Genomic DNA, 15,639 nt, shown 5'->3' on the forward strand with positions numbered 1-15,639 from the left:
GCCGCTGAAGCGGCTCCCACAAGTTACCGGCCGCCGAGGCGTCGGGCATCGGTGACGTTAGGCAACGCGCCCAGTCGTCCCAGCAACATCGACAGCTGCTCGTAGTCCTTCACCCGTAGCGTGAAACGCATCTCCACCTCGCCCGTCTGCACGTGCACGCGGCTGGAGGATGCGACGATGTGCGGACCGGTGTTGCTGATGGTGGTCGCGACGTCTTTCTGCAGGCCCTTGCGGTCGTAGCCGCGCAGCTCGATGTCGATCTCGTAATTCTGCACTTCCACCCTGCCCCAGCTCACCTCGATCACCCGCTCGGGATTTTTCCGCGCGAGGCGTGACAGGCTGGCGCAGTCGGCCCGGTGGACGGAAACGCCGCGCCCGCGGGTGATGAAGCCGCGGACCGGATCCCCGGGCAGGGGCTGGCAGCAGCGCGCCAGGGTGGTCAGCAGGTTGCCGACCCCCTCGATGGAAAGCGCGCCACGATCGTGCTGTGCCGCCCGCGACGCCACGGGATTGCCCGACTGGGTGATGCCCTGCTCGACCGGCTCCTGCAAGGAGCGTGCGATCTGCCCCAGCGAGACCTCGCCCAGCGCGATGGTGACGAAAAGCTCTTCGACACCCTTGAGGCGGAAGTGCGTGGCCAGCTTGGCGAGGTCGACATCGTCGAGCGCCAGCTTGCGCAGTTCCTTTTCCAGCGCCGCCTTGCCGGCGACGATGTTGGCATCGTGCGCGGTGCGCCGGAACCAGGCCCGCACCTTTTCCCTGGCGCGTGACGTGTTGAGGTAGCCGTGGTGCGAGGAAAGCCAATCGCGGCTCGGCTCGGAACTCTTGGTGGTGAGGATCTCGATGCTGTCGCCACTACGCGGCTGCGTGGTCAACGGCACGATACGGCCATTGACCTTGGCGCCGCGGCAACGATGCCCGACCTCGGTGTGAATGTGGTACGCGAAGTCGAGTACGGTGGCGCCGCGCGGCATGTCGATCACCTCGCCCTTGGGCGAGAGCACGTAGACGCGGTCTTCCATCAACTCGGTTTCGAAGCCGGCTGCCAGCTCCGCCGCTTCGTCTTCACCACGCGGCTCGAGCAGCTTGCGCATCCAGGCGATCTTCGCCTCGAACTCCGCGTCGGCACCGCCGCCTTCCTTGTAGCGCCAGTGGGCGGCCACGCCCAGTTCATTCGCACGATGCATCTCGTGCGTGCGGATCTGCACCTCGAGCGTCTTGCCCGCCGGGCCCATCACCGCGGTGTGCAGCGAGCGATAGCCGTTACCCTTCGGGCGAGCGACATAGTCGTCGAATTCGCCGGGCAGATGCGGCCACAGGCTATGCACCAGGCCTAGCGCGGCGTAGCAATCGGCCACGCTGTCGACCAGGATGCGCACCGCGCGGATGTCGTAGAGGTCGGAGAACTCCAACCCCTTCTTCTTCATCTTCTTCCAGATGGAGAAGATATGTTTTGGCCGTCCAGCCAGTTCGGCACGCACGCCCGCACCTTCCAGCGTGCTGCGTAGCGTGGCCAGGCTCGACGCGATGAAGGTCTCACGGTCCGCGCGGCGCTCATCCAGCAACCGCGCGATGCGCCGGTAGGTGTCGGGTTCGAGGTACCGAAAGGCGAGGTCTTCCAGCTCCCACTTCAGCTGCCAGATACCCAGCCGGTTGGCCAGGGGCGCGTGGATGTCCGAGGTGAGCTGGGCCAGTTCGCGCCGCTCATGGTCCGGCAACGACATGGCCGTGCGCATGGCCGCAAGTTGGCGGGCGAGCAGTACAAAGACCACGCGCAGGTCGCGGATGATCGCCAGAAGCAGGCGGCGCAACCCTTCGGCGCCGCCGACCGGCCCGCGCTGGGCATGCAGGGCCCAGACTTTTTCGGCCTCGCCCTGCCCTTCGATCAGGCGGCGAAGCGAGGGCTTCCACGTTTTCGCGGCCTCGTCGGCAGCGCCCGGCAGGCCGTTGATCAGTGAGAACCACAGCGCCGACGCGCAGGTTTCGTCGTCGCAGCCGAGCAGGCGCAGCAGTTCGATGACGGTTTCCGCCTCCGCGCGTGCCGCCACGGGCAGCAAGGCACAGGCTTCGCGCGCACGCTCGGTCAACGGCATCGGCGTTGCCCTGGCGTCGGGGGAGCGTTGCTCGCTCATCGTCGCGTCGTCCTTTCGGTGGTCATCGTTGCGTTGCCTGGGCCACTTCCAACGCACGTGCAAGACGTTTGGCCGACACCGGTTCGGCGGTCTTCAGCTCCTGCGCGAACAGCGATACCCGCCATTCCTCCAGCAACCAGCGCAGTTCGCTCCAGACCACCGCGTCCAGCGCAGTACCCCCCGCATTGAGCAATGCGCGCCAGTAAGGCAGCACCTGCAGCATACGCGACTGATCGCGCGCGGGGTCCTGCCGGAGGCGCTCGGCGCGCAGGCGCATGGCCTTGAGGTAGCGCGGCAGGTGAGCCAGGCGCGAAGTCGGCAGTTCACGCAGGAAACCGGGCTGCAACAGGGCCGCGAGCTGTTCGCGCAGGTCGTCGTAGCTAGCCTTGGCGAAACCCATCAGGGGTGGCTCCATCCACGGCTTCAGCTCGGCCTGGGCCTCGATGATCGGCTCGGCCACCTTCTGTCGGGCCATGGCGGCGCCGAACAGCTCCCGGCCGAGCTGCACGTGCAGCGCTTCGAATTCGCCCTGCGTCCGCGCATCCAGGCGGCGCTCGGCGATCAGGTCGCTGAATCCGCCTTCGACCAGATCCTCGCGCAGGCCCTCGACGCTGCCCATCGGCGCGTACTTCAGCGACAGCGGATTAGCGATCGGCAGCTGGCGGCGCGCGCGCTTGAACTCCGGCGCCAGCGCCTGGCGCAGCAAGCGCTCGACGCCGCCCACGTGTGCCTCGGCCGCTTCGTCGGCGCGCTCGAACACGCGCAAGGCCACGGCCTCGCCCAGGTCGACGAGCGCGGGATACGCGGTCAGTCCACCTTCGGAGCGCACTTCCTTCGGGATCGATTCGAAGTCCCAGGCGGCGATATCTTCACGAGTAAGCTCGATGTCCGTCTTGCGCGAGAACGCCTCGCGCGCCTTGCCCTCCCAGCGCGCCCGGATCTCCGCCAGGTCGCGGCCTTCGGCCAGCGTGCGGCCGTTCTCGTCATGGATGCGATAGCGCATGAGCAAGTGCGGCGGCAGCTCGGCGCCAGCGAACGCGGCGGGATCCACGTCGACGCCCGTCGCGCGCTTGAGGAAACGCGCCAGCGCCCTGGCCAGCGGCTCGTCACGCGGCGCCTCCGCTTCGGCGAAGGCGCGGGCAAAGTCCGGGGCCGGCACGAAATTGCGGCGCAAGGCTTTGGGCAGGGCACGAATCAGTTCCGCGACCTTGTCCACCACCAGGCCACCCACCAGCCATTCGCCGCGAGCGATGGGCAACGCGTTGAGGAAGGCGAGTGGCACCTGGATGGTGACACCATCGGCGGGATCGCCCGGGACGAAGCGGTATTCCAGTCGATATCGGTGCTGGTCGATATCGAGCGACGCCGGGAAAGCCTTGGGGTCGAGACCGGTGCCGCTATCCATGACATCGGCGAGCGTCCAGCGCAGGGCGGCCTGTTCGCCGGGCGCCGCCTTGCGGTACCACGCGTCGAGTCCGCGCACGTCGGCGATCTCTTCCGGCAGCTTGCCTTCGAAGAACGCGGATAGCTCTTCCTCCGAACGCATCAGGCCGGCACGGCGCTGCTTCGCCTCGATGTCGTGGGCCTGCTCGAGCACGCGCGCGTTGGCGCGAACGAAATCGGCACGGCTGTCGATATCCGCACGAACCAGCGCTTCGCGCACGAAGATCTCGTGGGCCAGTCGCGGATCCTGCTTATGGAACGTCACGGGACGACGCTCGACCAGCACCAGGCCGAACAGGGTGACCTGCTCGTAGGCGATAACGGTGCCGCGCTTGCGCGACCAGTGCGCGTCTCGTGCCGTGGCGCGCACCAGGTGACTGGCCTGCGTTTCGATCCAGGCGGGATCAACGCGGGCGCACATCATGGCCCACACCTTCCCGCCGATATCGATGATCTGTCCGGCGAACAGCCACGCCGGCGGCGCCTTTGCCAGGGCCGATCCAGGAAAGACCTGGAAGCGGCGTTCGCGGGTGCTGCGGAAGATGCCCTTCTCGTCCTTGTGACCGACCTGGGTCGGCAGGCCGGCGAGCACACTGCGATGGACGGCTTCGAACAGGGCGTCGCCTTCGAGGGCGCCAGCCGCCGCCGCGGCAGTCGACCAACCAAGGTCCCGGGTCACCAGCGCGAGTTGCCGGTGCAGCTCACGCCACTCGCGCATGCGCATGAAGCTGAGGAAGTGTCGCGAGCACCAATCGCGCAGCTTGGACGAGGTGAGCTCCTCGGCCGCTTCGCCGTGGGCGCGCCACAGGTTCAGCACGCCCACGAAGTCCGACCTGGGATCGGCGAACTGGGCGTGGGCCGCATCGGCCTGGCCGCGCGCCTCCGGAGGACGCTCGCGTGGATCCTGGATGCTCATGAACGCGACGATGGTCATGAGGTCGGCGAGGCTGCCCAGGCGTCGTGCTTCCACCAGCATGCGTGCCAGCTGCACGTCGATCGGCAGGCGGGCGACGGTACGGCCGATCTCGGTTAGGCGCTGGCTTTCATCGATAGCGCCGATCTCGGCGAGACGACGGTAGCCGTCGGCCACCACGCGTGGATCGGGGGCCTCGAGGAAGGGAAACTCCTCGACGTCGCCCAGGTCCAGCGCGAGCATGCGCAGGATGACGTTGGCCAGCGACGACCTCAGCAGCTCCGGATCGGTGAAGGCCGGGCGCAGGTTGAAATCGGCTTCGTCATAGAGCCTGTAACAGATGCCGGGACCCACGCGGCCACAGCGCCCCTTGCGCTGATTGGCCGCGGCCTGCGAAATCGGCTCGATGTGCAAACGTTCCAGCTGGCTGCGCTGGCTGTAACGCTTCACCCGCGCCGTGCCGGGATCGACCACGTAGCGAATGCGCGGCACCGTGAGCGAGGTCTCGGCGACGTTGGTGGCAAGCACGATGCGCCGCTTCGTTCCCGGCTTGAATACGCGGTCCTGCTCGTTGGCCGAGAGGCGCGCGTAGAGCGCCAGCACCTCGGTTTCGCGGTACTGCTTGCGCGACAGCAGCAGGTGGGTATCGCGGATTTCGCGTTCGCCGGGCAGGAACACGAGGACATCCCCGCGAGGATCTTCCCGGGTGATCTCGTCCATCGCGTCGGCGATCATCTGGGCGACATTGCCCTCACCGCGCTCACCGGGCGGGCGGTAGCGCACGTCGACCGGATACGTGCGGCCTTCGACCTCGACCACGGGCGCATCGCTGAAATGAGCGGCGAAGCGCTCGGTGTCGATCGTCGCCGAGGTGACGATGATCTTCAGCTCGGGCCTGCGCTGCGCCAGCCGCTTGAGGTAGCCGAGCAGGAAATCGATGTTGAGGCTGCGCTCGTGCGCCTCGTCGATGATGATCGTGTCATAGGCCGACAACCAGGGATCTGACTGGGTTTCGGCCAGCAGGATGCCGTCGGTCATGAACTTGATCAGGGCCTGGTCCGAGACCTTCTCGGTGAAACGGACCTGGAAGCCGACCTTGTCACCCAGCGGCGTGCCGAGCTCCTCGGCCACGCGGGTCGCCACCGAACGTGCGGCGAGCCTTCGCGGCTGGGTGCAGCCGATCAGGCCGGCTTCGCCGCGGCCGGCGGCCAGGCACAGCTTAGGCAACTGGGTGGTCTTGCCCGACCCCGTCTCGCCCGCGAGCACCACCACCTGGTTCTCGCGAATGAGCTTGATGATGTCTTCGGCCCGCGCGGCGATTGGCAGGGAGGCATCCACCGTGATCGGCGGCTTGGACGCCGCACGCGCCGCGCGGCGCGCCACCGAGACGGCGATGTCTTTGCCGAGCGCGTCGATCTTCGCGGCGTCCGGCTTGCGCGAGAGGGTATGCCAGCGGCCGGACAGGCGGCCGTAGTCGCGGCTGGTGACCTGGCCCAGCGCTTCGCGCAGCTCGCGCAGGCGCGGATCCGGGGACGGGTGTCGTGCAGGGCTTGTAGAGGTACTCATGGGAACGCCAATAATAGCGTGCGTCTATCGACGGCATCGGAACGTTTCATTTCACGTGGGCCGGGCCGCGCGTTAAAATTTCGCTCGAAGAAAGAAAAAACCAAGGAGAGTCGCAGCATGGCCATCGATATCGGTATTGCCAAGAAAGACCGTGAAGCGGTCGCGAAGCACCTGTCCAAGCTCCTCGCGGACACCTACTCGCTGTACCTGAAGACACATAATTTCCATTGGAACGTGACCGGCCCGCAGTTCAACAGCCTGCACGCCATGTTCGAGGTGCAATACAACGCCCTGTGGCTGGCGGCCGACGAAGTGGCCGAGCGCATCCGCATCCTCGATGTGTTCGCACCGGGCTCCTACAGCCAGTTCGGCAAGCTCACCTCGATCAAGGAAGAAGCCGGCGTGCCGGAGTGGAAGGATATGGTGGCCCAGCTGGTCGAAGGCCACGAAATCGCCGCCGCGACGGCGCGCGACACCATCAAGGGCGCCGAGGCCGCCGGTGACGAAGGCACCGCCGACATGGTCACCGGCCGCCTGAAGGACCACGAGAAGACCGCCTGGATGCTCCGCTCGCTGCTGAAGTAAGAAGCGCCAAACCTCCATGTGGGAGCCGCTTCAGCGGCGAAAGGGTGCTCGCCGCACCCTGCCCGCTATCGCGGGATCGCCGATAAATCGGCTCCCACATGGGCCTGGCAGTGCTCCCACACGGGCCTGGCAGTGCTCCCACATGGGCCTGACAGTGCCCTCACACCGGGTTAGTACAGCCCCGGAACACCCCTCTCTCTGAGTTCAGCCTGACCGGTCCATCCATCATGCGTTGAGCCATAACGCCCCGTTCGTTAAGCTCCCCCGGTTACCTCACTTGATGCCACTTGGGGGCCGACCGGTCCGGGGATTGTTTTTGAGCGCTGTTACCACGACCGAACGAAGCCATCCGATCCTCACCGCGCTGCTGCTGGCGGTCCTAGTCGCGGGCCTCAACGTGGGCCTGTGGTTCCTGGGCAACATCCCGCGCGGCCCGGACGACTGGAACGGGCCCATCTCCGGTTTCGCCTTCACGGCCTACCAGCGCTACCAGAACCCGATGAGGGGCGACCTCTCCAGCGACCCGGAAATCTCCGGCGACCTGCACCTGGTCCGCAGCTATTCGCCGCGCATCCGCACCTATTCGATGCTGGAGAACCCGCAGACGATCCGCCTGGCCGAGAAGGAAGGCCTGGACGTGATGGCGGGCGCCAATATCGACACCCGCCTGGAAAACAACGAGCGCGAGATAGACGCGCTGATTGCCCAGGCCCACCGCTATCCGAAGACCATCTCCCGTGTGATCGTCGGCAACGAGGTGCTGTTCCGCGGCGACCTCAAGCCCGAGCAGATGATGGCTTACCTCGACCGCGTGCGCGCCGCCGTGCGCCAGCCGGTCTCCATCGCCGAGCCGTTCTACGTCTGGATCCAATACCCGGAACTGGCCGATCACGTCGATTTCATCACGGTCCATCTGTTCCCCTACTGGAACGGCATCGACCGCAAGGACGCCGTGCCCGACTCGATCGGCACGCGTGACGCCGACGGCAGCAAGGACAGCGACGGTAGCTACCAGGCGCTGCAGCACCGCTTCCCAAGCAAGCACATTGTCATCGGCGAGATCGGCTGGCCGTCGAACGGCGACCGCTTCCAGTACGCGTATCCGACCGTTTCTAACGAAGCGATCTTCCTGCGTGACTTTTTCAACATGGCCAAGCGCAAGGGCATCGACGACTACTACGTCCTCGAAGCCATCGACCAGCCGTGGAAGGAAAACCTGGGCGAAGGCCGCACCGGTGCGTACTGGGGCATGTTCAATGCCGATCGCCAGCTGAAATTCCCGTTCAAGGGCCCGGTGACCGAAGACACCAGCTGGCCGTGGAAGGCGTTTGCCGCCTCAATCCTGGCCTTCTTCCCGATGGTCTGGTTCGGCAGCCGCTTCCGCCGCTTCAAGCTGATGGGCCGCCTGTTCTTCATGGCGTTGCTCCAGCTGGCCTGCGGCCTGATTGTCTGGTCGGCCACCCTGCCGTTCAATTTCTACCTGAGCCCCTTCGACTGGGCCATGCTGATCCTGCTGTTCCCGGCGCAGATCGCCATCCTCGCCATCCTGCTCATCAACGGCTTCGAGTTCACCGAAGTGCTGTGGCGTCGCGGCTGGATCCGGCACGCCGGCATGCTGCCTTACGATCCGGTCGAGAAGCAGCCGTTCGTTTCCATCCACCTGGCGTGCCATAACGAGCCGCCGGAGATGGTCGCGATTACGCTGGATTCGCTGGCCGCGCTGAACTACGAGAACTTCGAAGTGCTGGTGCTGGACAACAACACCAAGGACCCCGCGGTGTGGGAGCCGGTCAAGGCCTACTGCGAAAAGCTCGGCCCGAAGTTCCGCTTCTTCCATCTCGAGCCTTGGCCCGGCTACAAGGCGGGCGCGCTGAACTTCGGCCTCACCGCCACGGACGAGCGTGCCGACGTGGTCGCCGTGATCGACGCCGACTACGAAGTCCGCGAGGACTGGCTGGCCGCGCTCACCGGCTATTTCCATGATTCCAAGGTGGCCGTGGTGCAGTGCCCGCAGGCCCACCGCGACTTCGAGAACAACCGTTTCCGTCGCATGACCGCATGGGAATACGACGGCTTCTTCCGCATCGGCATGCATCATCGCAACGAGCGCAACGCGATCATCCAGCACGGCACGATGACCATGGTGCGCCGCTCCGCGCTGGAAGGCACCGGTGGCTGGTCGGAATGGACGATCTGCGAGGACGCCGAGCTCGGCCTGCGCCTGATGCATGCGGGCTACGAGCTGGTCTACGTGGACGAACTGATGGGCAAGGGCCTGACCCCTGCCGACTTCAAGGCGTACAAGAGCCAGCGCTATCGCTGGGCCTTCGGCGCCATGCAGATCCTCAAGGGCCGCTGGAGCTGGATGACCCGCAAGGGGCCGCTCTCCGCCGGACAACGCTTCCACTTCCTCACCGGCTGGTTCAGCTGGTTCGCCGACGCACTGCACTTCATCTTCACGATGATGGGCCTGTTGTGGACCGCGGGCATGATCTACGCACCGCAGTACTTCAACCTGCCGATGCAGCTGTTCCTGATTCCCGTGATCGGCTTCTTCTTCGCCAAGGCGATCTTTGGCTTCGTGCTTTATCGCGCCCGCGTCCCGTGCAGCTGGTACGACACCATCATGGCGTCGGTGGCGAGCATGGGCCTGTCGCACGCCATCGCCCGCGGCATCCTGCACGGCCTGACGCGTGAGAAGACCGCCTTCGTGGTCACCGCGAAGAGCCGCCGCATGGGTGGCAGCAGTTTTGCCGCTTTTGCGCCCGTGCGTGAGGAAGGTCTCATGGCGATCGCCCTGCTCTGCGCGGTGGTCGGCATGGCGCTGCACTACGGCACGAGCTATGTGGAGAGCACGTTGTGGATGTTCATCCTCACCGCGCAGTCCATTCCGTACGTGTCGGCGCTCGCCGGCGCCTGGATCGCGCACCGTGCCGGTGACGAAGCAGGCTGAACAAGCGCAGGGTCGTTCACGTTTGTGTATCGACCCTGCACGCCGCGCGCTGTAAGTTATGAAGACTTCGTGTGGATCACGACCGGAACGGGATGCTCATGCGCCGAACCAGACGCCATGGACTGCTGCTTCTGCCGTGGTTCCTCTTGCCCTGCCTCGCCCATGCCGGCGTCGTCGTCACCGTGGACGGCGTCGATGAAAACCTGAAGAACGCCGTCGTCGCCGGTGTCGAACTCAGCCAGTACGCCAAGCGTGATGCCACCGCCGCGCAGATCCGGCGCCTCTATGACAAGGCACCCGACGAAGTCCAGGCGGCACTACGGCCCTACGGCTACTACGAAGCCACCGCCACAGGCGACATCAAGCAGGTCGGCAACGACTGGCAGGTGGCCCTGCACGTGGTTCCGGGCCTCCCGGTCATCGTGAAGTCGGTCAATGTCAGTATCGACAAGGAGACCGCCAGGCTCCCGCCCGTCGCCCGTGCCATGCGCGGCGTCAATGGCCTCAAGGACAAAACGCTCAACGACGGCCAATATGACGCTGCCCGCGACGCCGTGAGCGGCGCACTCACCGCCACTGGCTTTCTCGACGCGAAGCTCGTCACCCATCGTGTCGAGGTGAACCGCGCGGAGCACAGCGCGACGGTCGAATTGGCCTGGGAGACCGGCAAGCGCTACCGCTACGGCAAGATCCACTTCGAGAACTCGCAGTTCCGCGACGGTTTCCTCGACCGCTACGTGCCGTTCAAGAGCGGCGACTACTTTTCGCAGACCCAGCTGCTCGACCTGCAGCAGGCGCTCAACGGTGCCGACTACTTCGCCGTGGTCAATGTCATGCCCGATACGGACAACGCGAAGGACGGCACGATCGACATCAACGTGGAACTGGCACCCGCCAAGCGTACGATCTACACCGGCGGGCCGTTCTTCGGTACCGATACGGGCGCGGGACTTCAGGGTGGCGTCGAAAGGCGCTGGGTAAACGACCGCGGGCACAAGTGGAAAAACCAGATCGTCATGGCGCAACGCCTGAAGACCATCTCCACGCTCTACCAGATCCCCATGCCTGGTCCGAACCAGCGCAGCTTCAACTTCGGCGCGAACTACCGCGATGCCAACACCGTGACATCGAAGTCGCGCACCATTCAGCTGGTCGCCAACGAAACACGGCTCTGGCATGGCTGGACGCGCACCATCGGCATCAATGTGCTGTCCGGCACGTTCACCGTCGGTAAGCGCGGTGGCGAAGGCGACAACGCCGAAGGTCTCGAACACGGCCGGAGCACCCTGCTCTACCCCGAAGTCACGCTGAGCCGGAAGAAAGGCGACAATCCGACCTTCGTGCGCAGCGGCTGGTCGCTCACGCTTACCGCGCGCAGCACGGCCGGCGACCTGCTCTCCGATGCACGCTTCTCGGAACTGATGGGCGACGCCAAATGGATCCAGTCGTTCTGGGGCCGCAACCGGCTGATTCTCCGCGGCACGGCCGGCAAAATCTGGACCGATGACTTCAGCGCCCTGCCCCCGCAGTTGCGCTTCTTCGCCGGCGGTGATCGCTCCGTGCGTGGTTACGATTTCGAAAGCATCGGTCCGAAGAATGCCTACGACCGCGTCATCGGCGGTGAGAACCTGCTCGTGGGCAGCACCGAGGTCGAGCATTACTTCACGCGCAACTGGGGCATGGCCGCCTTCGTCGACGCCGGCAACGCCTTCACCGGCACCGACTACAAGCCACTGGTCGGTACCGGCCTGGGCGTACGCTGGCTCTCGCCGGTCGGCATGATCCGCGCGGACCTTGCCGTACCCGTCGGCAACAAGGAGTCGCACGGTATCCACCTGCACGTCGTCATCGGGCCCGACCTGTGAGGAGCACCGGCATGAAATGGTTGATCCGCATTGGCGTAGCCTTCGGCGTGCTACTTCTCATCGTCGTGCTCGGCGTGTGGTGGCTGGTCGGCAGCGCCTCCGGCCTTCGTTTTGCGCTGGCTCGTGCGCAGGGTTTTACCGATAACGCGCTCACGATCGAGCACGCCGAAGGGCGTCTTGCCGGCCCGCTCGACCTCGCTGGCGTGCGCTACCGGGACGGCAAGGGCATGGATGTGCGTGTTGCGAAAGCGCATCTCGACTTCTCGTTCGGTTCGTTGCTGCGCAAGCGCGCGCACGTCTACGACCTGACGGCGGACGGCATCGACGTGGCGCTGCCGCCGAGCCAACCGGAGCCGGACACCGCATCGGAACCGTTCTCGCTCGAGCCGCCACTCGACATCGTGCTCGACAAGGTCAAGGTCGGCCACGTGAAGGTGACCCAGGCGGGTCAGCCACTGTTCGAGTCGAACTCGCTGGATCTGGTTGGTTCGTGGACATCGAAAGGCATCGCGCTGAAAACCCTCGCGCTGCGCGCACCCGACGGCCAGGCCGATCTCGGCGGCACGCTCGCCGTGGGCAAGGGATACAAGGGCGACGGCAAGGCCAGCTTCCGCTGGAAGGTCGGCGACATCGACTACGCGGGCGATCTCGAAGCGCATAGCGACGGTGCGAAGGCGCGCACCATCGTCAAGCTCAGCCTGCCCTTCGTTGCCCAGGTCGACGCGAATCTCGTACAGAGCGGTGACTTCGCGTGGACGGCGAAGATCGATGCGCCACGCTTCGACCCCAAGCCGCTGATCGGTGACAGCAGCCTGCAAGCGCTTGGCGTTGCCCTGCGGGGTTCGGGCGATCGCTACCACGCCGACCTCACCGGCGATCTCGATCTCAACGATTATGTCGTGCGCCTGACACCGGTGAAAGCTGCCTTCGATCACGAGTACAAGCGACTCACCCTCGACGAGCTCACCGTGGGTTCGCCGCAGGTCAAAGGCTCGTTGACCGCACGCGGCACCGTGGAGATCGCGGCGCAACCGGTCTCGGCAGACCTCGCCCTGAGCTGGAAGGACGTACTCGTCCCCGCGAATGTCGCGGGTCAGGACCTCGCCAGCGCCGGTCAGCTCACCTTCAAGGGCAGCGCACAGGCGTATCACGCCGCCGGTAACGTCGACATCGGACCACCGGACCACATCGGCAAGTTCACCCTCGACGTGGACGGCAAGCCCGACATCATCGACCTGCATACCGTGCAGCTGAAGCAGCCGAACGGCAACGGCGTCCTTGCCGCGAATGGCACATTGACCCTGCAGCCCCAGCTTGCGTGGAAGCTCGATCTCAAGGGCGAACGCTTCGATCCCAGCGGGTTGCTCGCCGATTGGCCCGGCGCGCTAAATGTCGATCTCTCCACCGAAGGGCAGATAGCGAAGGATGGCCCGCTCGGCACGCTCGAGCTCCGCAAGCTCGACGGCACGCTGCGCAAGCGGCAGTTGCATGGCTACGGCAAGCTCACCCTGAAGCCCAACGAAGTGATCAACGGCACGCTCGATCTCGCCTCGGGCAGCAGCACGGTTCATCTCGACGCCAGGGGCGATCGTGCCAACGACGCGAACCTGAAGCTGGCGATCACTTCACTGGGTGACTGGTTGCCGGATGCCGGCGGCCGCATCCAGGGCGATGTCTCCGCCAAGGGCAACGTACCGAAGCTGGCGGTGAAGGCGAACGTGCGCGGCAGCGCCCTGGTCTACGCCGGGCTGAAGGTCGATGCGCTTACCGTCGACGCCGATGTCCCCGATATCAGCAAGCCCGGCGGCAAAGTCGCCATCGTCGGTACGCAGGTAACCTCGGGCGGTCTCGTCTTCGACCGCCTTGCCGTGAACGCGAACGGCACGCAGGAGAAGCACCAGCTCAGCATCGACGCGACAGGCCGTCCGCTTGCTGCCGACCTCCAGCTTTCCGGCGCGCTGCGTGACGGCGCGTGGAATGGCACGCTGTCCACGCTCAACATCGATTACCAGGGACTGCCCCGCTGGCACCTGCAGAACGCCAGCCAGCTTGCCTGGAAGGATGGCGCGGCAAGCATGAGCGAACTCTGCCTCACCGCCGGCGAACCCCTGCTCTGCGTCGCCGCGAAGCAGGACAAGGGCGGCAACCTCGACGCCAGCTATCGCCTGCGCAAGCTGCCACTCGCACTGATCAAGACGGCCGTCGAAGCATCGAGCAGCCCGATCCGTGCCGACGGCATGATCGAAGGCGACGGCAGTATCCGGCGCACGGCTGCAGGCGCCTTGTCGGGCCAGGCTAACGTCACCAGTGCGCACGGCTCCATCACCTTTACTGACCGCAGCGATGAGCCGCTGCTGGTCTACGACAACCTCGCCGCTAATGTGCAGCTCTCGCCGGGCAGCCAGCGTGTCACGGTTCGTGCGGCGTTCAACAAGGGCGGCTCGCTCAATGGCGATGTCTCGATCAGTGGCGCGCAGCAGGCACTCGGCGGCACCATCGCACTGCGCCTGGCCGACCTTGGTGTCATCGAGCTGTTTACCAGTGAGCTCGACGAGGTCAAGGGCGGACTTGATGCGAACTTCAACCTGGGTGGAACAGTCGCCGCACCAGCAATCACCGGGCAGGCGCTGCTCGCCGGTTTCGCTACGGAAGTCCCGAGTGCCGGCCTGAAGCTCAAGGACGGCCGCATCAGTGTGACGACCGCCGACGCGAAGAACTACGCCGTCGACGGCACGATCCACTCCGGCGATGGCACGCTAGGCATCAAGGGCACGGCCGCACTCGGCGCCGGTGCGCAGATGCGCCTCGGCATCCAGGGCTCGAAATTCACCGCCGTGGATATTCCCGCCGCCAAGGCCGTCGTCTCGCCGGACATCACGATTGTGCAGGATGCCACGGGCATGAACGTCACCGGCAAGCTCAATGTCGACATGGCGGATGTCAATGTCGAGCGTCTGCCCGGCGCCGGTGCCACGAAGGCCTCGCCGGATGTCGTCGTCATCGACGACAAGCAACGGGAAGCCGCCGCTGAAGCGTCGCCCATCTCGGCGGATATCCGCGTCGACCTCGGGCGCAAAGTCCATCTCGTCGGCTTCGGTATCGACGGCCGTATCACCGGACAGCTCGACGTGCGCGAACGCCCCGGCCGCGCGACGACAGGCCAGGGACAGATCGGTGTGGACGGTACGTATAAGGCCTACGGGCAGGACCTGAAGATCCAGCAGGGCCAGCTACTGTTCGCGACCACGCCCATCGACAATCCGCGCCTTAACATCCGTGCCGCGCGTGCGCTCAACCCGAATGCCACCATTGCCGATGGCCAGACGGTGGGACTCTATGTTTCCGGAACCGCGCAGCGACCGATCCTCACGGTGTTCTCCAACCCGGTGATGGAACAGTCCGACGCTCTTTCGTACCTCGTCACCGGCAAGCCGCTGTCGCAGGTTAGTGGTGGCGAAGGGAACATGGTCGGCGCAGCTGCGCAGGCACTTGGTTCGGCGGCGGGCGATCTGCTGGCGAAGCGTGTCGGTTCGAGGATCGGCGTCGACGATATCGGCGTATCGAACAACGATGCGCTCGGCGGCACCTCGGCATTCACCGTCGGCAAGTATCTCTCACCACGTTTGTACCTGAGCTATGGCGTCGGCCTGTTCGACCCGGGCCAGGTAATCACGCTGAGATATCTCTTCAGCAGGAAGTGGAACTTCGAGGCGCAGAACGCGACGGATTTCAGCCGGGCAAGCCTGAACTACCGCCTCGAACGATAAGCAGAGCGGCTCGTCGCTCCCTGTAGGAGCCGCTTCAGCGGCGAAAACCAGCCCGCCTCACCCCGATTTATCTGACCCAAAGAAAAGGCCCGCAAGAGCCTTTCTCTTTCAGGAGCGTTGATCCACGTCAATCAACGCGAGCCCTACAGACGACTCAACATTGTTTTGTTGCGGTCGCTTCGTTGCCTGTGCATTCGCCGTTGCATGCGTCACAGACAACCATCGCTCGATGCGGTGAGAAGCGCGACCCGAGGGTGCTAGTAACACCTCCGGACCACTGACCACAACTAACTATCTAGAAGTCACTCGTGGCTGCCATCGATCATACGGCATGTATGGACGCCTCCCGTTTGGCAAGGTCCTTCGACGTGATGTAGCAACAGAGCGCGGTCGCGGTTATGTATTCGGCCTGTCG

General features: G+C 65.2%; 6 protein-coding genes. 4 read left to right on the plus strand and 2 right to left on the minus strand.

Going from position 1 to position 15,639, the window contains the following annotated elements:
- Positions 1 to 23: 23 nt before the first annotated feature.
- Both C8J98_RS19775 and hrpA read right to left on the minus strand, forming a co-directional pair.
- On the minus strand, positions 24 to 2,132 hold the full coding sequence (locus C8J98_RS19775) for a bifunctional (p)ppGpp synthetase/guanosine-3',5'-bis(diphosphate) 3'-pyrophosphohydrolase (RefSeq protein ID WP_107915264.1): 2,109 nt from the start codon (positions 2,130 to 2,132) through the stop codon (positions 24 to 26).
- Positions 2,133 to 2,154: 22 nt separating this feature from the next.
- Positions 2,155 to 6,054 (minus strand): ATP-dependent RNA helicase HrpA, encoded by a 3,900-nt coding sequence (hrpA, locus tag C8J98_RS19780; RefSeq protein ID WP_107915266.1) that lies wholly within the window; start codon positions 6,052 to 6,054, stop codon positions 2,155 to 2,157.
- 117 nt (positions 6,055 to 6,171) lie between these two features.
- Here hrpA and C8J98_RS19785 point away from each other — a divergent pair, with 117 nt between their 5' ends.
- From C8J98_RS19785 to C8J98_RS19800, 4 genes are all read left to right on the plus strand, one after another.
- Positions 6,172 to 6,639 (plus strand): Dps family protein, encoded by a 468-nt coding sequence (locus tag C8J98_RS19785; protein WP_063573606.1) that lies wholly within the window; start codon positions 6,172 to 6,174, stop codon positions 6,637 to 6,639.
- Between the two features lie 316 nt (positions 6,640 to 6,955).
- The gene (locus C8J98_RS19790) at positions 6,956 to 9,592 is read left to right on the plus strand and encodes a glycosyltransferase (RefSeq protein ID WP_233260307.1); all 2,637 of its coding nucleotides are present in this window, start codon (positions 6,956 to 6,958) and stop codon (positions 9,590 to 9,592) included.
- Positions 9,593 to 9,690: 98 nt separating this feature from the next.
- A complete protein-coding gene (locus C8J98_RS19795; RefSeq protein WP_107915290.1) occupies positions 9,691 to 11,457 on the plus strand; it encodes an autotransporter assembly complex family protein in 1,767 nt (588 codons plus the stop codon).
- 11 nt (positions 11,458 to 11,468) lie between these two features.
- A complete protein-coding gene (locus C8J98_RS19800; RefSeq protein ID WP_107915270.1) occupies positions 11,469 to 15,224 on the plus strand; it encodes a translocation/assembly module TamB domain-containing protein in 3,756 nt (1,251 codons plus the stop codon).
- The last annotated feature ends 415 nt before the right edge of the window (positions 15,225 to 15,639 follow it).

Origin of the sequence: Luteibacter sp. OK325, from assembly GCF_003050935.1 — a bacterium.
Lineage (GTDB): Bacteria > Pseudomonadota > Gammaproteobacteria > Xanthomonadales > Rhodanobacteraceae > Luteibacter.